Source organism: Pontibacter sp. GD13, from assembly GCF_058216355.1.
Window position 1 is genome coordinate 786,158 of record NZ_JBYZMQ010000001.1, and the last position, 21,655, is coordinate 807,812.

22 protein-coding genes and 1 pseudogene are annotated in these 21,655 nt (G+C 52.6%); 11 read left to right on the forward strand and 12 right to left on the reverse strand.

From position 1 onward, the window contains the following. Positions 1-12 precede the first annotated feature (12 nt). From AC4BAN_RS03195 to pyrF, 5 genes and pseudogenes are all read right to left on the reverse strand, one after another. Positions 13-1,299 carry a hypothetical protein gene (locus tag AC4BAN_RS03195; RefSeq protein ID WP_490562914.1) on the reverse strand — a complete coding sequence of 429 codons (1,287 nt, stop codon included), beginning with the start codon at positions 1,297-1,299 and terminating at the stop codon, positions 13-15. Further along, positions 1,296-2,584, reverse strand: a pseudogene (locus tag AC4BAN_RS03200) (DUF2851 family protein). The gene AC4BAN_RS03195 and the pseudogene AC4BAN_RS03200 overlap by 4 nt, the downstream one beginning before the upstream one ends. A gap of 45 nt (positions 2,585-2,629) precedes the next feature. Further along, complete coding sequence (locus AC4BAN_RS03205) at positions 2,630-3,094, reverse strand: YehS family protein (RefSeq protein ID WP_490562915.1); 465 nt, start codon at positions 3,092-3,094, stop codon at positions 2,630-2,632. A gap of 52 nt (positions 3,095-3,146) precedes the next feature. After that, positions 3,147-4,076: a ketopantoate reductase family protein gene (locus tag AC4BAN_RS03210; protein WP_490562916.1), complete on the reverse strand. Its 930-nt coding sequence runs from the start codon at positions 4,074-4,076 to the stop codon at positions 3,147-3,149. Between the two features lie 37 nt (positions 4,077-4,113). Beyond that, positions 4,114-4,935 (reverse strand): orotidine-5'-phosphate decarboxylase, encoded by an 822-nt coding sequence (gene pyrF / locus AC4BAN_RS03215; RefSeq protein WP_490562917.1) that lies wholly within the window; start codon positions 4,933-4,935, stop codon positions 4,114-4,116. Positions 4,936-5,062: 127 nt separating this feature from the next. On the opposite strand from pyrF, the gene AC4BAN_RS03220 reads away from it, so the two are divergent. After that, positions 5,063-5,695 (forward strand): hypothetical protein, encoded by a 633-nt coding sequence (locus tag AC4BAN_RS03220; RefSeq protein WP_490562918.1) that lies wholly within the window; start codon positions 5,063-5,065, stop codon positions 5,693-5,695. Between the two features lie 72 nt (positions 5,696-5,767). Here AC4BAN_RS03220 and lolA1 read toward each other — a convergent pair whose 3' ends face one another. From lolA1 to AC4BAN_RS03235, 3 genes are all read right to left on the reverse strand, one after another. Next, positions 5,768-6,412: an outer membrane lipoprotein periplasmic chaperone LolA1 gene (gene lolA1 / locus AC4BAN_RS03225; protein ID WP_490562919.1), complete on the reverse strand. Its 645-nt coding sequence runs from the start codon at positions 6,410-6,412 to the stop codon at positions 5,768-5,770. A 26-nt stretch (positions 6,413-6,438) separates the two neighbouring features. After that, entirely contained in the window at positions 6,439-9,033 is a 2,595-nt protein-coding gene (locus AC4BAN_RS03230; RefSeq protein WP_490562920.1) for an FtsK/SpoIIIE family DNA translocase, read from the reverse strand. Positions 9,034-9,109: 76 nt separating this feature from the next. After that, positions 9,110-10,141, reverse strand: coding sequence for a quinone-dependent dihydroorotate dehydrogenase (locus AC4BAN_RS03235; protein ID WP_490562921.1), 1,032 nt, complete (start codon positions 10,139-10,141; stop codon positions 9,110-9,112). 223 nt (positions 10,142-10,364) lie between these two features. Between AC4BAN_RS03235 and AC4BAN_RS03240 the strand changes: the two genes are divergently transcribed. Together AC4BAN_RS03240 and AC4BAN_RS03245 are read left to right on the forward strand one after the other, a co-directional pair. Beyond that, positions 10,365-10,586, forward strand: coding sequence for a cold-shock protein (locus AC4BAN_RS03240; protein ID WP_490562922.1), 222 nt, complete (start codon positions 10,365-10,367; stop codon positions 10,584-10,586). Positions 10,587-10,649: 63 nt separating this feature from the next. Continuing rightward, on the forward strand, positions 10,650-11,792 hold the full coding sequence (locus tag AC4BAN_RS03245) for a DEAD/DEAH box helicase (protein ID WP_490562923.1): 1,143 nt from the start codon (positions 10,650-10,652) through the stop codon (positions 11,790-11,792). 176 nt (positions 11,793-11,968) lie between these two features. Here the strand turns inward: AC4BAN_RS03245 and xerD are convergent, their stop codons facing one another. Further along, positions 11,969-12,868, reverse strand: a complete 900-nt coding sequence (gene xerD / locus AC4BAN_RS03250) for a site-specific tyrosine recombinase XerD (RefSeq protein WP_490562924.1) — start codon at positions 12,866-12,868, stop codon at positions 11,969-11,971. A gap of 163 nt (positions 12,869-13,031) precedes the next feature. On the opposite strand from xerD, the gene aroQ reads away from it, so the two are divergent. From aroQ to AC4BAN_RS03275, 5 genes are all read left to right on the forward strand, one after another. Next, positions 13,032-13,478 (forward strand): type II 3-dehydroquinate dehydratase, encoded by a 447-nt coding sequence (gene aroQ / locus AC4BAN_RS03255; protein WP_490562925.1) that lies wholly within the window; start codon positions 13,032-13,034, stop codon positions 13,476-13,478. A gap of 91 nt (positions 13,479-13,569) precedes the next feature. After that, positions 13,570-14,631 (forward strand): aminotransferase class V-fold PLP-dependent enzyme, encoded by a 1,062-nt coding sequence (locus AC4BAN_RS03260; RefSeq protein ID WP_490562926.1) that lies wholly within the window; start codon positions 13,570-13,572, stop codon positions 14,629-14,631. A gap of 76 nt (positions 14,632-14,707) precedes the next feature. Beyond that, positions 14,708-15,268 (forward strand): MarC family protein, encoded by a 561-nt coding sequence (locus AC4BAN_RS03265; protein WP_490562927.1) that lies wholly within the window; start codon positions 14,708-14,710, stop codon positions 15,266-15,268. A gap of 55 nt (positions 15,269-15,323) precedes the next feature. Further along, complete coding sequence (gene rnhA, locus AC4BAN_RS03270) at positions 15,324-15,791, forward strand: ribonuclease HI (RefSeq protein WP_490562928.1); 468 nt, start codon at positions 15,324-15,326, stop codon at positions 15,789-15,791. Between the two features lie 8 nt (positions 15,792-15,799). Then, positions 15,800-16,513: a tRNA1(Val) (adenine(37)-N6)-methyltransferase gene (locus tag AC4BAN_RS03275; protein WP_490562929.1), complete on the forward strand. Its 714-nt coding sequence runs from the start codon at positions 15,800-15,802 to the stop codon at positions 16,511-16,513. A gap of 93 nt (positions 16,514-16,606) precedes the next feature. On the opposite strand, the gene AC4BAN_RS03280 is transcribed toward AC4BAN_RS03275, so the two are convergent. Beyond that, complete coding sequence (locus tag AC4BAN_RS03280; protein WP_490562930.1) at positions 16,607-17,950, reverse strand: saccharopine dehydrogenase family protein; 1,344 nt, start codon at positions 17,948-17,950, stop codon at positions 16,607-16,609. 127 nt (positions 17,951-18,077) lie between these two features. Between AC4BAN_RS03280 and cdd the strand changes: the two genes are divergently transcribed. Beyond that, positions 18,078-18,560 carry a cytidine deaminase gene (cdd, locus tag AC4BAN_RS03285; protein WP_490562931.1) on the forward strand — a complete coding sequence of 161 codons (483 nt, stop codon included), beginning with the start codon at positions 18,078-18,080 and terminating at the stop codon, positions 18,558-18,560. A 36-nt stretch (positions 18,561-18,596) separates the two neighbouring features. Then, the gene (locus AC4BAN_RS03290) at positions 18,597-19,244 is read left to right on the forward strand and encodes an alpha/beta hydrolase (RefSeq protein WP_490562932.1); all 648 of its coding nucleotides are present in this window, start codon (positions 18,597-18,599) and stop codon (positions 19,242-19,244) included. A 98-nt stretch (positions 19,245-19,342) separates the two neighbouring features. Here AC4BAN_RS03290 and AC4BAN_RS03295 read toward each other — a convergent pair whose 3' ends face one another. After that, positions 19,343-19,738 carry a VOC family protein gene (locus tag AC4BAN_RS03295; RefSeq protein WP_490562933.1) on the reverse strand — a complete coding sequence of 132 codons (396 nt, stop codon included), beginning with the start codon at positions 19,736-19,738 and terminating at the stop codon, positions 19,343-19,345. 135 nt (positions 19,739-19,873) lie between these two features. Here AC4BAN_RS03295 and AC4BAN_RS03300 point away from each other — a divergent pair, with 135 nt between their 5' ends. Beyond that, positions 19,874-20,722, forward strand: a complete 849-nt coding sequence (locus AC4BAN_RS03300) for a hypothetical protein (protein ID WP_490562934.1) — start codon at positions 19,874-19,876, stop codon at positions 20,720-20,722. A 61-nt stretch (positions 20,723-20,783) separates the two neighbouring features. Here AC4BAN_RS03300 and lgt read toward each other — a convergent pair whose 3' ends face one another. Continuing rightward, a complete protein-coding gene (gene lgt, locus AC4BAN_RS03305) occupies positions 20,784-21,644 on the reverse strand; it encodes a prolipoprotein diacylglyceryl transferase (protein ID WP_490562935.1) in 861 nt (286 codons plus the stop codon). Positions 21,645-21,655 lie beyond the last annotated feature (11 nt).

Here is a 21,655-nt window from a genome sequence, read left to right on the forward strand (position 1 = left end):
TAAAAGTAGGGTTCAGGCGCTAAGTTTTTCAAAGATCCGCTGCATATACTTGTTCTGCAGCAGAAGGTATACCAGGAAAGGCAGAAAAGCGACGCGGTACCTGCTCAGGGTGCCAAAGTTAGGCGTAGTCAGGCCAAAGATCACCCCGAAGGCAAGTATGACCAGGATGAACAATAGCTGCCGGGGTGTTGGCAAGCGCTTTTTGCCGAGGCTAAGCGACACGAGCGTGAGCAGGAAAAGTATGGCCAATACCAGGTTTTCCAGCGCCATGAGTATGTGCAAAGGGGTGGCGGCCTCCCAGATAAAAGGCCTGAAAACACTGCCCAGCCATGCTGCCGGGGCATTTCGTAAAACGCTGCCAATAGCGGGCTCCAGGTGTGCGAAACGCAGATGCGGCTGCCCAACCGAAAGTTTTAGCATTTCCTGGTAGGTATAAACCATATTCCGGTAAAAGAATCCGTCATTATGAACCGAAACCAGCCAGGCCCCCAGGGCACCAAACACACCTACCAGCAGCAGCATGGTGAGGAGCTGGGTTTTTGTGGTGTTCAGGTAGGCTGTGTTCCGAGCCACTACCTGGATCAGGAGGTGAATGAACAGCAGCGGCAGCAAGAGCAAAGCCAGGAAGAACTTTAGCCGAATGAACAGGAAGAGCAGCAAGGGCATGAGGAGCCAGTTTATTTTTCCCAGCTTTTTACCGGCAGCCAGTTCCAGCCCCATCGCTACCACCCACGCCATACTGCCAAAGATCAGGGCATCTTTTAAAACACCGGAACTCCAGAATACCACCGAAGGGAAGTATAGAAAAGCTATAAGGGCAGCCATTTTATATTTTGGCTCCAGTTTCGCCAGCGTGGTAGCAAGCGTGGCCGTACCCCAGAAACTGAACAGGGACAGGTAAAGGGAATTGAGGTAATAGCTGTTGCCGGTAAGAAGGTTTAGCAGGCTAAGCAGCTTGATGAAAAAGAAAGAGTTGGAGAAATTTGGTAGCCTCGAAAACGGAACAGAGGCCCGGAAACTATCACTGCTGAACTCGTTGAACAACAAAAGGCGCACATACCCCAGGGCATCCGTCCGGGCATAGTCGCTTAGCTTCAGAGAGGCTTTCTGAAACGTAAGTGTATCGCCTTCCTGGTAGTAATAGTGGTAAAGCAAGCCCAGCAAAAGGCCGCAAACCAATTTAAAAGCCAGCGCCGACGCAACAAAAGGTCTGACAGTGTTTAAGCAGGACTGCTTCCAGAGGGCCCGAACGAGCACAAGCAATAGCAGCACGTTCAGAACGTATAAGCCATAACTCATACTGGTCGCTTGCTTTGCTTCATGATCTTATTCCCCACTGCGCAGCGCAAACAGTTTACCGGTGCGCAATATAGCTTAAACAGGCCCAAAGCCGCCTGGTTATCGGCGGCTGACGTTGCTCTCCAGCCCAGCGCCTCGTATGCGCGGGTATACTTGTTGCTCACCTCTTTCAGGTCTTCGAGCAATGCGATCCCTTTCTCCAGGTATTGCCTGTTGCCGCTGTAACTGGCGTACGCCGTCAGGAGCGGCACGGAGGAGTTGATGATCAGGTTGTGGGCACTGCTTTTGCCCATGCCGGCCTGGGTGCCTTTGGCGGGTTTGCCAAACATGTAGTGTTGCTGCCAGTAGGCAGAAACGGGTGCCCGGAACCACGCTTCATATACTTTAACCGCCTCTGTTTCCAGCAGGGCGGTGAATACAGCCGACTGCCGGTGCAGCACGGCCGCCAGTTGCGCCAGGCGCATGGTAGGGAAATTGCCGGGGCGCATCCGCAAAAAATTCCATTGATGCGGCTGCATGGCCAACGCTTCGAGTTTATACTTGTGGCTTAAGAAGGCATGCTCTTTTTGTAGTTTCTCTGCATACGCATCACGGGTTTCCTTTAAAAAACCTGCCTGGCCGAACAACAGCGCCTCCAACTGAAACTGCGAGGCGGCATGCTGCCTGACCACTTTCTGCGGCAGGGCGTTTGCCAACTGCTCAAAGGCCAGCTGGTTAGTTTTAAACCCGAAGCTCCGCAACAAAGTATGGTAAGCAGCTTGTTCCCAGTCATTTCCATAACTGCCGTATATTTGTAACACGTCCTCCCCTTTTAACTCCATCCGCTCAATAAGGGCGCGCTCTAGCATGCTCAGCTTAGTTACGTCCGGCACCAGCGGCCAGAAGGCTGCACAGGGAATCATGGCCCGCGATTGTTGCAGCTGCTGGTAGGTATGCAGCAGTTTCAGGTCGACGCGGCCTTTCAGCTCTACAACCGGAATCAGGGTGCCGTCCTGCCGAAACACGGCTTTATCCGCTTCCCATACCACATGCAGCACCACCTGATCATACTTGCTGTCTGTCTGGTGCTGGTGCCGGTGCCAGTCCGAGGCTTTCAAATGGATTTCCAGGCTGCCGACCATGTTTGCTCCGCTAGCTTTACCAGTGCCTCTTTAAAGTCTGGTCCGGCTTCGGTATTGTAATAGCCTGTCCGGATTACCTGCACCCCTTCTCCGTCTGTTGTGGCCAGTTCCGTTTTGTCGAAATACTGATGCTGCCAGATGTAATGCAGGAAATCTTCTTTCACGAGAGGTTGGTTATGGGCGCTGCTAAAATTTTAGCATCTGCTGGTTTACAGGTTATCGTGGTACTTTAACTGCATACCATGCAGGAAATTACGCAGGATCTGGTCTTTGCAGGGGCGGTACTGGCTTTGGCTTGGCTTACGGAAAAAAGCGCTCAGCTCGTGTTTACTGATGCGCAAGTCCACCATGTCCAGCATCTCCAGGATATCCTCATCCTTTAGGTTCAAGGCGATCTTTAACTTGCGTAAGACGATGTTGTTGTTCAACTCCTTCTCGGCCACAGGCTGCGGACCCTCCTTTTTGCCACGCATAGCAATGATCAGGCCGTTCAGGAATATAGCCAGGTGCTCGTCGTCTATCTCCTTGCTCTCCGGGTCGTCCTCTTTCTTTAGCCAGTCGCTTACCTGTGCCCGCGTCACCGGCTGGTCTGCTAAGCCAAAAAGCTCAATCATTTTCGCATCACTGAAATCGAAGGTGTACCGGATGCGGCGCAGGATGTCGTTGTTTGTCATATTTTTTAAAATGAGGTTCTAAATAAAGTATGCCCGTACGTACGATGGGCAGTTAATGCTGTTTCCTGGCTTTTAGCTCCGAAGGTAAAAGAGCGTAGTACACGAACCTGTTCACAGGCGAATCCACTTTATACTTTTCACTGAGTCGCACTACGGTGCCGTTCTGGTAATCCAGCTCCGAAGGTTTACCTGCCCATATATCGCGGGTTAACGACGAGGTAGCCTCGTAAGGGAAAGTACCTATAAAGGACACTGTTTTATCCAGAAAGTCCTGCTCCAGGCTGATGCCTGCCAGTTGGGACAGCCGGAAGATCTCCTGCAACAACTCCAGCATCAGCTGCCGGGTTTCCTTTAGTTCGCGCAGCTCGCCGTAGGTTGTTCTGGTTACAGCCAACAGGCCGCCCACGCAAATAGCGATAAACTTTTTCCAGAGTTCTGCCTGGATGTCCTCCGCTACGCGCGCCTCTATGCCCGCTGCGTCAAAGATAGCTTTAATTTGTTGGGTACGGGCAGAAGGGGTGTTATCAAGTTCTCCGAACACGATGGTGGGCGTAACCCCAAAGTGGCTGATGATGCCGGGTGCCTCCAGCTTGCTGATGATGCGGCAAAGGCCGCCCAGCACATGGGTCCGATCTACATGCGCCAGCAGTTCGTCGGTTGCCAGCACGCCGTTTTGTAACGGCAATATCAGGGTGCCGGGCTGTAACAGCGGTTGCAAGCGGGGGGCTATCTCCTTTACCTGCCATGCCTTTACGCCAAGCAGCACCAGGTCAACTTTCCCTATTTCTTCCAGGCGATCTGTGGCCTTCACGTTTTCAACCAAAAAATCACCCAGTATGCTTTTTACTTTCAGACCCTGCTCCTGCAAGGCCTGTAAATGAGCGCCCCTGGCCAGAAATGTCACATCAAAACCAGCCTTAGCCAGCTTTCCCCCAAAATATCCGCCTACTCCTCCGGTTCCCAGTATAGCTATTTTCATCATGCGCTGTAGTTTTGGTTCTGCTTTTACGTGCTCAAGTCTACATATAGCGCTTCAGGTACACCTCCATCTCTCGCTGAATTTCTAAGGCGGCTTCCCGGGCTTTTTCAGCAAAATCAAGCCCTGAGGAGGCATAGATGATACCGCGTGATGAGTTGACCAGGAGGCCGCACTGCTGGTTCATGCCTAAACGGGATATCTCTTCCAGGCTTCCGCCCTGCGCACCAACGCCCGGCACGAGCAGGAAGTGGTTGGGCACCAGTTTTCTTACCCGCTGCATGCTTTCTGCCTGTGTGGCGCCCACCACGTACATCATTTGTCCGGTGCTGGCCCACGTGGAACTCTCGCGCAATACCTGCTCAAACAAATACTCCTCGCTGCCATCCGCCAGCTTCAGCAGCTGAAAATCCTGGCTGCCCGGGTTAGAGGTTAAGGCCAGCAAGATAACCCACTTGCCCCCCTGCACCAGAAACGGCTTCACCGAATCCGCACCCATGTAGGGCGCCACGGTTACGGCGTCGAAATTCATGGCCTCGAAAAAGGCACGGGCGTAGAGTTCAGAGGTGTTGCCAATGTCGCCGCGCTTGGCATCTGCTATGGTAAAGATCTCCTGCGGAATGTATTGCAGCGTTTTCTCCAGGCTCACCCAGCCTCTGGGCCCCTGGGCCTCATAAAAAGCGATGTTGGGTTTATAGGCTACGCACAGATCGGCGGTAGCCTCAATTATCTGGCGGTTAAACTCCAGCACGGGGTCTTCGGTGTCCAGGAGGTGCTGCGGCAGTTTCTTCGGATCGGTGTCCAGGCCAATGCACAAGTATGATCTCTTTAGCAGGATCTGTTCGAAAAGCTGTTCTCTGGTCATGGCGCTGGAGGAATAGTTTATACAAAAGTATCATCTTATACGAATAGGCGAAACTAAATCATCAATTTAGCGCCCACTATTGCAACCCTTCTGCTCTTCCGAAGGTCTTCTAAGAAAGCCCCACCTCATGATAGCACCGCAAAAACCCGGATTTACCTCGCCTTCCTGCTGCTCAAAGCGCACGAATACTGCCATATCCTTCTTGCAGAAAGTCAATTGCCTGACCAGGAGCCGCACACCCTTTGCAAAGCTGCCACTGGCCCTGCTGCCTTTCCTGCTCTCCGGACTCCTGCTGATGGGATGCGACAAAAAAGCCGAAACTGAGCCCGAAAACTGGGTAAACAATAGGGAGGTGTTGTACGACCTGAACAGGAGCAAGGTAACTATTACAGAAGGCATCAGCGGAACCCTTACTTTAATACAAGGCAACTGCATGCCTCTCGTTAACCAGAACAGTAGCTGCAAAGAGTACCCGGTGCAGCGGGAAATCATCCTCTACCCTTACACCACCCTGCAGGAGGCTGAAAGCCATTCGGGTGCATTTTACACCCTAAAAGGTGCCCCGCTTTTAACTGTGGCTACCGACGCGCAAGGCTTCTATCAGGCCAGAACAGGCCCGGGCACCTATTCTGTGTTTATCCTGGAGAATGGCAGATTGTATGCGAACAGCATGGACGGGCAGGGCGGCTTAAACCCGGTGCAGGTGCAGCAGGACAATGTGCAAACCATAAACCTCCGCCTGGATTATGCTGTTTATTAAGCAGCGCTGCGCACCTGAAAGCAAAAAAGGCTGCCCCAACGGGGCAGCCTTTTCCCATCATAAAGGGTGATGTTACCTCAGGTCAACCACATTTACCCCTTTGTGCTTCGCCTTGTTAAACGTGAAGGCATCGGAGGCCAGGGTGGGGTTAGCCTGGAAATTTTTGATGGTATAAGTATAGCGGTTTCCGTTGTTGCGGAACATCTGCCAGCTTTTCAAGGTCTTGTCTTTCTGGTTGATAAACAGGCGCACTTTAAAGATCGGGTTTGAGCGGTCTTCAGGCGACAGGTCTATCACATCGTATTTGGCTCCTTCTATTGTCTCGGTTCCGGCGTAAGCATACTTGTAACCTTTCTTGTACATGTCGAAAATCTTGCTCGGCGACATGCTCTCGGCTTCTTCATCGGTTTCGGTAATGGTCACTTCGTTGGCGTCTTTCAGGAAGGTCCACATCAGTTTGCCATCGCTTACCACCTCCTGGCCGCTTACGCCCAAACGGTATTTGTTGCCGCTAACCAGAATATCGCCTTCCATGGTTTCTTTTACTTTGGCCGACGGGTTTTCGAGTGTCTGACTGAAGTTGGCTTTAAAGGCTTTCATGGTTTTATACTTCTGGCTCATGGCGTTCAGTATTTTACCAGCCTTAGGATCTTGCTGCGCATTTGCCAGGTTTACAAAAAGCATCAGGGCAAGCAACAAAGAGAATAATCTTTTCATATCTGTAATTTACTTGTTGGGTATGTCTACCCCATCGTATTCAATAACTGTTCCAAACTGTACTCATCCGGAATTAAAACCTCCCGCGCCTTGCTTCCTTCAAAAGAGCCCACCACACCCGCCGACTCCAACTGGTCAATTAAGCGGCCTGCGCGGTTGTAGCCCAGCTTCAGGCGGCGCTGCAGCAAGGAGGTGCTTCCTTGCTGGTGTTGCACAATAATGCGGGCAGCCTCCTCAAAAAGCGGGTCTTTGGAGCTCGGGTCGAAGTCTGTCTTCTCGTTGCCGCTTTCATCCCCCACAAACTCCGGTAATAAATAGGCATCGCTGTAGCCTTGCTGATTCCCGATAAAATCGCAGATGCGGTCTACTTCCGGCGTATCCACAAAGGCACACTGGATGCGCACCATGTCCGAACCAATGGAGAAGAGCATGTCTCCCTGCCCGATCAGCTGGTCGGCTCCGCCGGCATCCAAAATGGTGCGGGAGTCTATTTTAGAGGTTACCTTAAAAGAGATACGCGCCGGAAAGTTGGCTTTGATAATACCCGTGATCACGTTCACCGAAGGGCGCTGCGTAGCCACCACCAGGTGAATACCAATGGCCCGCGCCAGCTGCGCCAGACGCGCAATGGGTGTCTCTACCTCTTTACCGGCAGTCATCATTAAATCGGCCAGCTCATCTATCACCAACACGATAAAGGGCATAAAACGGTGGCCCTTGTTCGGGTTAAGCTTGCGCTCCACAAACTTGCGGTTATACTCTTTCAGGTTGCGGCAACCGGCATCTTTCAGCAGGTCGTAGCGCATGTCCATCTCCATGCAAAGGGAGTTGAGCGTGTTCACCACCTTCTTGGTGTCCGTGATGATGGCTTCCTCGCTGTCCGGCAGCTTAGCTAAAAAGTGGCGTTCTATCTTGTTAAACAGCGACAGTTCCACCTTTTTGGGGTCAACGAGCACGAACTTGAGCTGCGACGGATGACGCTTGAACAGCAAAGAGGTCAGGATGGCGTTCAGGCCCACAGACTTACCCTGGCCCGTGGCACCCGCCATAAGCAAGTGGGGCATTTTAGCCAGGTCGGTGATGAACACTTCGTTGGTGATGGTTTTACCGAAAGCGATTGGCAGGTCCATGTCGCTTTTCATAAACTTGTCAGTCGAAAGGATGGATTTGATGGATACCATCTCTTTCTTGGTGTTCGGCACCTCAATACCGATGGTACCCTTGCCCGGGATCGGGGCGATGATACGGATACCCAGGGCCGCTAAGCTCAGGGCAATATCATCTTCCAGGTTCTTGATCTTGGAAATCCGCACACCGGCATCCGGCACGATCTCGTAAAGCGTTACGGTGGGGCCGATGGTGGCCTTGATACTGGCAATCCCGATGTTGTAATGGCCCAGTGTGGCCACAATCTTGTCTTTGTTTTCCTCCAGTTCTTCCTTACTCACCTGTATCTTGCTGCTGCCGTAGTCTGTTAGCAAGTCGATGTGCGGGTATTGGTAACGGGCCAGGTCTAAGGTGGGGTCGTAGTTCTCGCCGGCAATGCTGTGCGACTCCAGCTCTTCCGGTGTTTCCTCGATCTGCAGCTCCATTTCCGGCTCTTCGGTGTTGTCGAAGCCATCCGGCGCCAGCTCCTCTTCCTCAATATCAAGTTCCAGTGTAGGCGAGGCAGGCTTGTTGCCAGCTTCCTTTGAAGGCGCCAGGGTACTCAGCTCCATTTCCAGGGCACGGTTAATCTCTTCGTCCTCGTCCGTAAACGGCGTGTCTTCCTCTTCTTCTTCATACTCCAGCGAGGCAGTGGGGTCGGCGTTATGGTTCACGCCCCTGGCCGAACCGCCCAGCACATCGCCCAAAGAGGAAGCATGGTTTTTTTCCGGAGCCAGGTTACCCGGCGTAATTTCAGCTGCTTTAGTGCCCCAGTTCAGGCTTGTGATGTTAAAAAAGCCCACCAGGAACACCAGCATTAAAAAGCCCAGCACCAGCCAGCTTCCCCACCCGATGAGGCTGTTCATCCAGATAGCCGACTCTACCCCGATGCCGCCTCCCAGGTAGCCCAGCGGCCCGACGGCCCCCAGCGTGAGCACAATGTAGCCCATCACAAGGCTTAACCACAGGGTGCTGAAGCTGCAAAGGCCCAGCATATAGGTCATGGAGGTGGTAACGCGCTGAAAAACGATGCGCAGACCGGCCACAAACAGCACAGGTATGATAAAAAAGGCGCCGATGCCCACCAGCTCATAGATAAATACGTGCGCCAGCCAGGCACCGAACAGGCCCAGCCAGTTTTCCGCCTCCTGCCCCGATTCCTTCAGGCCTGTGCCGCTTACCGAGGCCACCACGCTCTGGTCGGCGTTCCCCGTGAACAGGTACGATACAAAGGCAATGGTCATGCAAAAGGAAAGCAGCAGGAAGGTAAAGCCTACTGCCAGTTTCAGGCGTTTGTCTCCCAGGAAGCCGATCCGGAGCTTTGGCAGGGCAGGCAGCTTGAAAGAGAATTTCTTTTTCGCCTCCTTTTGCCCCTCACCCTTCGGCACATTTGCTCTGCGTGGCTCATTCTTACCCCGCACCTCGTTCTTCCGCCCTACATGCAGCGTATCGTTTCTGTAAGTGTTCTTGGCCATACCCTTGACTAATTAAAGATTCCAAATTTACATTTTTTTGGAAGAAGCGCTTTGTAAAAAGACAGGCATTTCAGAATTATTTAGCCAGCAGTTTTTTGTTGATGCTGCTGATCAGCGCCGGCCCTTGGTAAATAAAACCTGTGTACAACTGCACCAGATCAGCGCCTGCCTGCATTTTTTCTATCGCATCGGCTGCCGTCATGATCCCCCCCACCCCTATCAGCCGAATTTCAGAGGGCAAAAAGGTGCGCAGGTGCCGGATGATCTGGGTGGCATGCTCTTTCAGCGGTTGGCCGCTCAACCCGCCTGCTCCCATGGCGGCCACCTTGTCTGGTGATGTGTGTAGCCCGGCCCGGCTTACGGTGGTGTTGGTAGCGATAAGGCCGCTTAGCCTGGCCTCCATAGCGATCTCGATGATGTCGTTCAGTTGGTTCAGGTTGAGGTCCGGGGCAATTTTAAGGAGCAGCGGCTTGGGAGCGGCATGCTTCTGGTTCTCTTCCTGCAGGTTTAGCAACAGCCGCTGCAAGGGCTCTTTGTCCTGTAAAGCACGCAAGTCCGGGGTGTTGGGCGAGCTCACGTTCACCACAAAATAATCTACTACATCAAACAGCGCCTTAAAGCTGTACAGGTAGTCGCCGGTGGCTTCGTCGTTGGGGGTAACTTTGTTCTTGCCGATGTTGCCCCCCACAATGATGTTGCTTTTACGCTTCTCCAGCCGCTTCACGGCGGCATCCACGCCCTGGTTGTTAAACCCCATGCGGTTGATGATGGCCTGATCCTGGGGCAGGCGGAACAGGCGCGGCTTCTCGTTGCCTGCCTGGGGCTTTGGGGTAAGCGTACCCACCTCGATAAAGCCAAACCCCATTTGCCCGTACTCATCCACCAGTCGGGCATCTTTGTCGAAGCCGGCAGCCAGGCCAACGGGGTTAGGGAATTTTAAGCCGAACAGCTCCCGTTCCAGTCGTGGGTCCTGCACCTGAAACATGCGCCGGCTCATTCCTTTCACGAACGGGAGCTTATAGCCCGCTTTCAGGGCATCTGCAGTCATGTGATGTACTTTCTCGGGGTCTAGCTGAAACAGCAAGGGACGAAGGAGGCTCTTATACACGGTAGCTGGGTGTTTGGTTTATGCTACTTACAAAGATAGAAAGCTAAACATAAAGTGCCTTCTGCCTGCCGGATTTATCTTCACTCAAATCATGAAAGCGGCATCAACTGCTTTAAAACCACATTCTTCGAAAACTTACGTTAAATAAGTATGGCTTAATAAGTATTGCTTACAGGCGCCACCTGAAGGTCGGGCAAGCGCATTACACCTTAGCAGACAGTTTATGGCAAGATCACAGAACAGCTTCATGAAGAAGCAGCGACAGCAGGTAAAACAGAAGAAGAAAAAAGAAAAAGAGCAGCGCAAGCAAGAGCGCCACGAGAATGCCACCGGCGGCACCCTGGCAGAGATGACGGCTTATGTGGATGAGTTCGGCAACATCACCGATACCCCGCCAGAGGAAAGAGCGAAAGATTCTTCGGCTGAAGAGGAGAATAAGTCTTAATTTTGGGATTCATACTTCATTCCACTGTTTTGCTTCCGGGCACTACTGAACCCAATCTCGCTTATGTCTTTTTCTTCTTTAGGTCTTTCTGAGCCTCTGCTACAGGCAGTGGCGGCACAGCAGTATACACAACCCTATCCGGTGCAGCAGGAAGCGATACCCGCTATCCTGGCAGGAAAGGACATCCTGGGCATTGCGCAGACCGGCTCCGGGAAAACTGCAGGGTTTGTGTTGCCCCTGCTGCAGCAGTTACAGCAGAAACCCGTCGCAGCGAACAGGCGCGTAAAGGTGCTCGTACTGGTGCCTACCCGCGAGCTGGCCGTGCAGGTAAACGACGTGTTTAAGGACTTTGGCGTTCAGCTGCCCCGCAGAGTAAAGACGTTGGCGGTGTACGGCGGCGTTTCCATCAACCCCCAGATGAAGCAACTGCAGGGCACCGACGTGCTGGTGGCGACTCCTGGCCGGCTACTGGACCTGATCTCCGGCAAGGCGGTGCAGCTTTCGGATGTGGAAGTGCTGGTGTTGGATGAGGCCGACAAAATGCTGAACCTGGGCTTTGAGGAGGAGATGAACAAGATATTTGCCCTGTTGCCGGCTACACGCCAGAACATACTTTTCTCTGCTACTCTCGGCAACCTGGATGCCATCCGGGAAAACGTGCTGCACAACCCGGTACGGATCGAAATAAAAGCCGAAGAGGGGATGACACCCGAATTGATCTCACAGAAAGCCTTCACCGTAAGCCCGGAAACGAAAGGCCCTTTTCTCCGGTACCTGATCAGGAAAGAGCAGATGCAACAGGTGCTCGTGTTTGTAGCCTCTACCCGCACAGCCGATAATGTGGTGGGCAAGCTGGTTAAAAACGGCATTCAGGCGGCTTCCATGCACAGCAAAAAAAGCCAGGGAGCCCGCACAGAGGCACTCAACAGTTTTAAGAATGGCAAACTGCCTGTTTTGGTCGCCACCGACCTGGCCTCCCGGGGCATCGACATCCAGTTTCTGCCCTACGTGATCAACTACGACCTGCCCCGCTCCCCAAAAGACTACGTGCACCGCATTGGCAGAACCGGGCGTGCCGGCGCCTCCGGCGAAGCCATCTCCCTGATCACCCCCGAAGACCAGCACCACTTCAAGATCATCCAGAAAAAAATGGGTAAGCGGGTGGAGACAGAATCAACTGAAGGAATTGACCTGCAGGGGGCTTAAAGTAAACAGCATTTTCGCTAGTGCGCGCAGATGAAAGACCTTATAAATAACCGCGCCAGTTGGTATCCTGTATGCTGGCCTAACAGCGCGCAGCCCCTGTGCATATCTTGCCGGCAAGAACACCAAAATCCAGGCCTGCACAAGTTTTAATACACCGTAAAAAGCTATAGGCTAACCTAACTCCTCGGATGATAGTCCTTGATCACCTGCTTCAGGTAGTCTCTGTCCAGGTGGGTGTAAATTTCGGTGGTGGTGATCGACTCGTGGCCCAACATTTCCTGCACAGCGCGCAGATCGGCGCCGCCTTCTATCAAATGTGTGGCAAAGGAATGGCGGAAAGTATGCGGGCTTACGGTTTTCTGGATGCCGGCTGTTGCCGCAGCGTCCTTCACGATGGTAAACACCATCACACGTGACATGCGGGCACCGCGCCGATTCAGAAAAATAACATCCTCGTGCCCCTTCTTTACCTTGAGGTGGCACCGCACCCCCTCCCGGTACAGCTGAATGTGCTTTAACGCATCCCGCCCAATGGGCACCAGCCGCTCCTTATCCCCTTTCCCCGCCACTTTCAGGAAACCCATGTCCTCGTACAGGTTGCTGATGCGCAGGTCAAGCAACTCTGAAACGCGCAGCCCGGAGCTGTAAAGCGTTTCCAGCATGGCCCGGTTGCGGGTGCCCTCGGGGGTAGACAGGTCGATGGCCGCCAGCAATTGCTCTATCTCATGAAAGTCAAGTGTGTCGGGCAGCTTACGGCTCAACTTAGGCGCCTCTACCGTGTCGGTAGGGTCTACCAGCAGCATATCCTCCATGATAAGGAACTTATAAAAAGCCCTGACGCCGGACAGCGTACGCGCCTGGGAATGGGGCGTCATGCCCAGCCCTGCCACCCACTCCAGAAACTCGCGCAGCATGGCTGCCGTAACATGCTCTGGCTCTACCTGCAGGCCTTTGAACTTCAGAAAATCCGTCAGTTTGCAGATGTCGCGGTGGTATGCCTCCACAGAATGCTTTGAAAGCGACTTCTCCAGTTTCAGGTATTCTTCAAATTGCTTGATGCAGATGGGCCAGTTCATTGGTCGGAATTTGGAGTGAGAGCTGCAGTGATTAAAAAAGTACCCGGCATGGAGCAAATGCCGCAAATTAACCAGCTAACAATTCAATTAAGTTTATAAGCAAAGATAGTTAATCCTTACCTTTGTACCTTGTAAAATGTAAGCGCAGGCAATACCCATTAACATGAAAATACTCATTTTAAACGGCCCCAACCTGAATCTGCTGGGCATACGCGAAAAAGCAGTGTATGGCAACCGCTCCTTCGAAGATTACTTTGAGGAGCTGAAGGAGGCCTTCCCGGCGCTGGAACTCACGTATTTTCAATCGAACACCGAGGGCGTTCTTATCGATAAGCTGCACGAGCTGGGCTTTAGCTACAAAGGCATTGTCCTGAATGCCGGCGCTTACACGCATACTTCGGTGGCTATCCCGGATGCGATCAAAGCCATCGACGCGCCAGTGGTGGAGGTGCACCTATCCAACGTGTACAAACGCGAGGCTTTCCGCCATAAAAGCATGATCGCCCCTTACTGTACCGGCAGCATTGTGGGCTTCGGTCTGGAGAGTTACCGGCTGGCCTTGCAGTACTTTGAGCGCCTGAAACCCAAACAGATAGGTTTCAATGTTTAAAAAGTAAAGAAAAAGAACCCACCGTTTATTGCTGGGCCAAACATTTACGAATAAATATAGTATAACTTCTATATTTTTATTAACTTACTTTATGCTAAACTTCTTCCCCGGTCCGTCTAAAGTTTATCCTGATGTGCGCAAATACCTCATTGACGCATACGACGAGGGTATTCTGAGCACACCGCACCGGGGCGAGCAGTTCGTGCAGCTGTCGCGCGCGGTGGTGGGCTCCATCAAGCGCAAACTCAACATCCCCCAGGACTATTACATTTTCTTCACATCTTCGGCCACCGAATGTTGGGAGATCCTGGTCCAGAGTTTAACCACGCACAAGAGCTACCATATTTACAACGGCTCCTTCGGGGAGAAATGGTTTCAGTATGCCCAGAAGCTCCGCCCAAAATCGGAGGGCTTCCGCTTTGACCTGAACACCCCCATGCCCGTGGAGGACCTGCAGATAAGTGACGACACCGAGTTGATCTGCTTTACCCAGAACGAAACCTCCAACGGCACGCAGGTAACGCCCACCACCATCCTGAACCTGCACAACCGCTTCCGCGACACGCTGATTGCCGTAGACGCCACCTCTTCGATGGCCGGCCTTAACCTGAAACTGATCAAGGCCGACATCTGGTTCGCATCGGTGCAGAAGTGCTTTGGCCTGCCCGCCGGCCTGGGTATTATGGCCTGCTCGCCCCGTGCCGTTTTCAGGGCGAAGCAGCTCAACGAGCGCGGGCATTACAACAGCCTGGTGCCGGTGTATGAGAAGATGCTCAACTACCAAACCACACACACGCCCAACGTACTCAACATTTACCTGCTAAAGCGTGTGCTGGAAGACCGGCCTTTCATTAAAACCATAGAGCAGGACCTGGCCATACGCGTGCAGGAACTCTACACTTTTTTTGAGCAGTTCTCTGATTTTAAGCTGCTTGTCGAAAACGAGGAAGTCCGCTCCAAAACCGTGGTTGCTATCAGCGCCTCCGAGAGTTTGGTGGAGGACGTGAAGAAACGCGCCCTCCACCATAACATCCGGATCGGGAACGGGTATGGCCCCTGGGTGCGCAACACCTTCCGTATCGCCAACTTCCCGGCCATCCAAAACGAGGAGTACGAAGAACTTAAACGCTTTTTCCTGCACTACTATGCCTGAGAGGAGTTGTGGCGTATCGCCGTATTTTCTCTAACTTTGGCAAAAATTCACCCTTACACTCTTTAATTCGACTTTAATGTTCAGTTTAAAAGAGATAGCCTCTGTTACGCTTACACTTTTTGCCGTTATCGATATTATTGGCTCCATTCCCATAATTATAGATCTGCGCAAACGCGAAGGAAAGATAGAATCAGAAAAAGCCACGGTGGTTTCCGGGGTTCTCATGATCGCTTTCCTTTTTCTGGGGCAGTCCATCCTTGCGCTTTTCGGAATAGATTATGAGTCCTTTGCCATGGCCGGTGCCATCATCATCTTCCTGATCGGGTTGGAGATGATCCTGGGCAAGGACTTTTTCCATAGCGACCCTGATTCCAAAAGCGGGTCTATTGTGCCCCTCGCTTTCCCGCTTATTGTGGGAGCCGGCACCATGACGACGCTGCTGTCCTTGCGGGCGGCCTATTCTCTGCCCAACGTGTTGATCGGCATCATCCTGAACCTGGTCTTTGTATACCTGGTACTGAAGGCCTCCACCTGGATTGAGCAGAAACTGGGCAAGGCCGGTGCCAATGTATTGCGAAAGGTATTTGGCATTATATTACTAGCCATTGCCATCAAACTTTTCAAGACAAACCTTTAAACCGATGAGCGCGGACTCGTGTTAGAGCCTGTCCTCGCCTTCACCTCACACCGATATGATCGAACTTTTTACGGATGGTGCTTCACGCGGGAACCCCGGGCCGGGAGGCTACGGGGCCATACTTCGCTGGAAGCAGCATGTGAAAGAACTCACCGCCGGATTTCGCCGAACCACCAACAACCGCATGGAATTGCTTGCTGTTATTGCGGGGCTGGAAGCTATTTCGAAGCCCGGCATCCCGGTTACCATATACTCCGACTCGAAGTATGTGGTGGATGCGGTGGAGAAGCGCTGGGTGTTTGGCTGGCAGAAAAAGGGCTTTAAAGGCAAAGCAAACGCTGACCTGTGGGCGCGCTTCCTGCGCATCTATGCCAAGCATAACGTGAAATTCGTGTGGGTGAAAGGCCATGCAGGGCATCCGGAGAACGAACGCTGCGACGAGCTTGCCGTTGCCAGTGCCCTGGCCCCCAACCTGCACATCGACCAGGGGTTCGAGTCAGGCATGTATAACACGGGGCAGTAAGCCAACCCATGGCCAATACCTATTTCCAGTTTAAGCAGTTTCGGGTAGAGCAGGACAAGTGCGCCATGAAGGTATGCACCGACTCCTGTTTGTTTGGCGCCTACGTGCAGGTAGCCGGTGCGCAGCGGATTCTGGACATCGGCACGGGTACGGGTCTGCTTTCGCTGATGGTGGCGCAACGAAGTCAGGCTGTGGTGGAAGCAGTAGAAGTAAACCCCGCTGCCCAGGCCCAGGCACAGGAGAACTTCAGGAGCAGCCCCTGGGCCAACCGGATGCAGCTACATGCTTGCAGCCTGCAGGAGTTTGCAGCGCAAAAGCATCAGCCTTTTGATGTGATCCTGGCTAACCCGCCCTTCTTCCAAGCCTCTTTAAAATCACCGGATGCGGCCATTAACACAGCCAGGCACGCCGGGGAGCTTTTCTTTGAGGAGATACTGCATTTCGCCCAAAATAATTTGACTGCTGTTGGCAGGTTGTATTTGCTGTTGCCGCCGGCAGAGGCAGGGCTGTTTCATCAGTTGGCCTCCAAGTATAAACTCCACCTGCATCATACGCTCCAGGTTTTTACCAAGGTGGGTGGCAAATGCATCCGGCATATACAAACTTACGCGTTTCAGACAAGCATGCCGCAATCGGCATCCTGCTGTATTCGGGAATCGGATGGGGCAACCTACACGCAAGCCTTTACTGACCTGCTGCGCGCGTACTACCTGCACCTGTAACGCTGCTTTCTAAATGCCGCTTCAACTCCGCTTGCTTAATATCGGCGGATCTGGAGTAACGGATGGGGCATATCACATGGCAGCCCCCAATTATCACGCTAATTTCACCTCCTTTTCAACAAAATCAATCCCGTATTCCTTCAGTTCCTCCAGCACTGGCTGGTACAGCTCCGGATAAATGGGAATGACAACACCCCGATGCGTGACCTTGCCCTGTAGCATGCGTTTGGCCAGTATACCTACTGGCAAACCAACTGTTTTGGCCATGGCCGTTTGCACTTCATCCTCTCCCCGCACCACCAACGAGGACGTGATCTGACGTTTTTCCCCATCCAGCTCATACTCGAACAGGTGTTGCATCACGATCATGTCTTTATCAGCGGGTGCCAGGGTCCACTTCTCTTTCAGTATCTTTTCGAGCACCTGGGCCGGGCTGGCGCCTACCAACGGAATCGGGGTTTCGTCAAACAGGCCAAGCCACCTGATTTTCTGCATTACCTCCCCATCCGCCGGAATGGCCAGGTACGCACTGATGCGGGCCGCCATACTTTGTCCGGGAGAGATGGCCGGGGGCAGAAAGGCTTCCAAAAAGCTACGGTGGGTTAAGGTCTCCGACTTCTCTAAAGTATAGCTGTCGTCGGTCAGGCCCAGTTGCACAAACACGTTCCAGGCTTCGCAATAGCCTGGGCGGCGAAGCGTGCCGCGCAGCATGGTGGGGATATCCAACAGGCCGTAGGGCTCCCGGTAGCTAAGGGAATCGCGGTTGGCATAGCCTTCAAAATAGCCGTAGCCATCCACATTGAACGAGTCGGTACGCTTAAAGAGTTGGTGGTATGGTATGTATTTGTACGCGCCATCCTTAATGTACCTGGCCGTGCCCTGCCCCGCCAGCACCACGTTGCGCGGGTTCCAGGTAAACTTGTAATGCCAGGGGTTGTTGTCGTACTCGGGCGCAACCAGCCCGCCAGTAAAGGACTTGAAGGATGTCAGTTTGCCACCCTTCTCCTGAATGCGCCGGATGATGGCCATGGCTGACATGTGGTCAAGGCCCGGGTCGAGGCCGGATTCCATCAGGATGGTGAGGTTCTTCTCCTGGGCTTCCTGGTGCAGCTCTAAAAATGCCGGCGTCACGTAGCTGGCCGTAATCAGGTCCTTCTCCTGCTTCAGGCACTCTTTGGCTACTTCTATGTGAAACAAAGCGGGCAGCAATGAGATAACCAGATCGGCTTTGCTAACTTCTGTGGCGCGCTGCGCCTTGTCGTGCACATTAAACGTGATTACTTTGGCAAAGGCGATGGGCGCCACCAGCGGCTGCAGGTGGGCAACCGAAATATCGCCGATGGTAATGCTCCAGTCCTCAGCAGTGGCCTGGTCAAAAAGATATTTTATAAGCGAGGAGGCGGAGCGACCCGCACCAAGCAGTAAGATTTTTTTCATAGGAGTGGTATGGTTTCGCCTTAATTTAAGCATTCTGAAAGGCAACACAAATCATCCCTATGGTTTTATCAGAATATTAGGTTAAATTTATAGCCCTTTTCTAATTTTTAGAATAATCTGTAAAGAAATGGCAAGTACACTGAATATACATATCAGCATCGACGTGCTGGACCCTACGGAACTGAACGAACAGGAAGACAAGGCCATGCAACTGGCCCAGGAGGCGGCCAATGACGCCTACGCTCCCTACTCTAATTTTTTAGTTGGAGCCGCATTGGTTTTAGAAGACGGCTCCATGTTTAAGGGCAGCAACCAGGAAAACGCGGCTTATCCCTCCGGGCTTTGCGCCGAGCGCACAGCTTTGTTTGCGTTAAGCGCGCACCACCCAAACAAAAAGATAAAAATGCTGGCCGTTACTGCCCGCAGAAGAACGGATACGGATTTTTTGCCTGCCATGCCCTGCGGTGCCTGCCGCCAGGTAATGTCAGAGTATGAGCATAGGCAACAGGAGGCTATTCCGGTGCTGCTGCAAGCTGCCGGTGGCAAGTTTTACCGCTTTAGATCGGTGGCAGACCTGCTCCCCTTCCAGTTTAACAGCGATCATCTGTAGCAGGCTTCAGGCGCTTTTGTTACCATAGCCGCACACATGAACGAGCATCACCTTACCGTACCCCGCAAAGCCCGCTTTTACACGCTGGGCACGCCCTCCGAAAGTATAAAAGACCTTTGGATCGTTTGCCACGGCTATGGCCAACTGGCGCGGTATTTCCTGCGGCATTTTGATATTTTACAGAACGAACGCACACTTGTTGTTGCTCCGGAAGCACAATCGAGGTTTTACCTGGATGGCTTTTCGGGCCGTGTGGGCGCTACCTGGATGACCAAAGAGGACCGGCTTTCCGAAATAGAGGACCAGGCCGCCTACCTGAACCTGCTCTTAGCAGAGCTACTGAAACAGCTTCCCACAGACGTACGGGTAACAGTGCTGGGTTTCTCGCAAGGAGGGGCAACAGTTAGCCGCTGGATAGCGGCGACGCGCCCAGCCATTCACAGGCTCATACTTTGGGCCGCCGCCTTTCCGGAGGACATTGACTTCACGACAGGCCAAGCCGCCTTCGCCGCACTGCCTGTGGCCATAGTATACGGCACCCGGGATGCGTTTATCACCCCAGAGGTTTTGGAGCGCAAAAGGCATCTGATGCCCCAAATGGGCATGAAACCTGTGGTTTATACTTTTGAGGGGGAGCACACCATCGAGCAGCAGACCCTGGTGTTGGTCAATGAACGTTTGTAGCTGATCCTACTGTGCCGCCTAGCCTGTAAATTATTATATCCGGTTCCTTTCCGTTCCAGTAAAATAAATTCACGTCCGGACTTTCTGTTGCTTCGGACCTACCCCCGCTCCCACATCCCGGGCATGACCACCTCCAGCAAATGCCCGTCCGGGTCGCGGAAGTAAAAGGACAGGAAACCTTTGCCCCAGTCATACTCCTGCTCAATTGCAACACCTAGCTGGCTGATCTTAGTTTTCCAGGCTGCATAATTTCTTTTGGGAACCTCGAAGGCCAGGTGCAAATGCCCAGCGCCATAATGCGGCGGCAGGGTACCTCCCTGCTTCGATGCCTCTGCCACAAAGCACAGCAGCACCGACTCACCCGCACGGAAAAACACGTGCCGCCCTTTCACTTCCCCTATTACCTCAAATCCCAGCTTGCCCTCGTAAAACTGCCGGGTACAGGCCAGGTCCGAAACATACAGACAGGTCTCTTTAATTTTTGTGATGTGCATGGGCAAGTTGTTTGATAGGTATTTTCTGAAAGGGGACAAATAATGGCTTAATCAGTTTCTTGTGTTAACGTCTGGCGCCACTTCACGTTAATCATAGATTACGGCTGTTTCAAAATTAAACTAACTATGAAGCTTATGATAAAAGTTCTGGCCTTTTTTGTGGCTGCCATCTCCCTGATGGTTTATACTTTGCGGGATACCCTGTCCGGTAAACCTGAGGGTGCTAAGGACAATAACTCGGCCGCCTTTCATAAAATCGCCTCCCTGCCCCACGAGATCAGCGAGAGTTCGGGCATCATCGCCTTAAAAGGCAAACACCAGTACCTGACGCATAACGATGCGGGTGGCAGGCCTTACCTGTATCAACTGGATGAAAAAGGCAAGCTGGTTGAAACCATTAAACTGCGCCTGCCCAACGTGGATTGGGAAGACCTGGCAATGGACAAGGACGGGAATGTGTACATTGCGGACACCGGAAACAATGACAACCGGCGCCGGGAATTGGCCATTTACAAAGTAAATCTGCACGACCCCTCGCAGGCGGAGGCGATCCGCTTTACCTACGAGGACCAAACGGCTTACCCACCCGCAAAAAAAGACCGTAATTTCGATAGCGAAGCCCTTTTCTGGTTCGATGGCAACCTGTACCTTATCTCTAAGGACAGGGGAAAAAAGGAAAAGGCCAAAGTTTACCGCTTACCCGATAAAGCCGGCCAGTACAAAGCCAGGTTACTGGGAAGCCACAACATAAAAGAACTCATTACGGGGGCAGACATTAGCCCGGACGGTGAAACGGTGGTATTGCTCAGCGAAGGCAGGCTGCATTTATTCAGCGACTATACTTCGCCGGAAGCCTTTTACAAAGGGAAGTACCGCATGGTAAACCTCAAAGACGCCGGGCAAACAGAGGGCGTTGCCTTTGAGGATAATGACACCCTGGTGCTCACCAGCGAAGGCGGCAACCTGTACCGTTACCAGTTGTAAGCGCTACACAGCAGTATAAAAAGAGAGGCCCATTCCTGCTTAACGGAAAGGGCCTCTCTTTTTATACTTTGTTTTTTGTCTGCCGGGGAACGTCCTGTTCTTTTAGCCTGCCGCCGGGCAAAGCGGGTTTTGGGTGCTGCCATACTTTAAAAAGGATGAACAAGCCAATCAGAATAAGCGGAATGCTCAAGATCTGGCCCATGTTTAAGGCTAACTCATCCTCAAATGCCTCCTGGTTCTCCTTCATGAATTCTACCAGGAAACGGAAGGTAAAGAGCGCCGTTACGAAAATGCCGAATAGCAGACCCTTGGGCAACGCACTTCTATACTTGTTCCAAAGCCAGTAAAGCAGCACAAAAAGGAAGAACACGCTCAACGATTCATACAACTGCGTGGGATGCCTTGGAAGCGGAGGATTCTCACGCAGGCGCTCAAACACAAAAGCCCAGGGCACATCGGTTACACGCCCGATAATCTCGGAGTTCATCAGGTTGCCCAGGCGAATCAGTGCGCCCCCCAGGGCCACCACGATCACAATCCGATCGAGCACCCACAGGTAATCAAACTTATAGCGGCGGCTAAACAACCACAAGGCAAACAGAATGCCGATAGTGGCACCGTGGCTGGCAAGGCCGCCCTCCCAAATTTTCAGGATCTCGATAGGGTGGCTCAGGTAATAATCCGGGGCATAGAAGAGCGTGTGCCCCAAACGGGCCCCAACCACCGTACCGATAATCATATACAGCGTGATTACGTCCACGTCGCCTTCAGTGCGGCCTTCTGCCACATATATCTTGGTAAGAATACGCTGACCGATCACAAAGCCCAGGGCAAATAGCAACCCGTACCAACGGATGCTCAAAGGGCCTAAACTGAAGATCTCAGGGTCAACGTTCCAGGTAATGTAGGTCAATATGCTCATAAGGGCGCTAG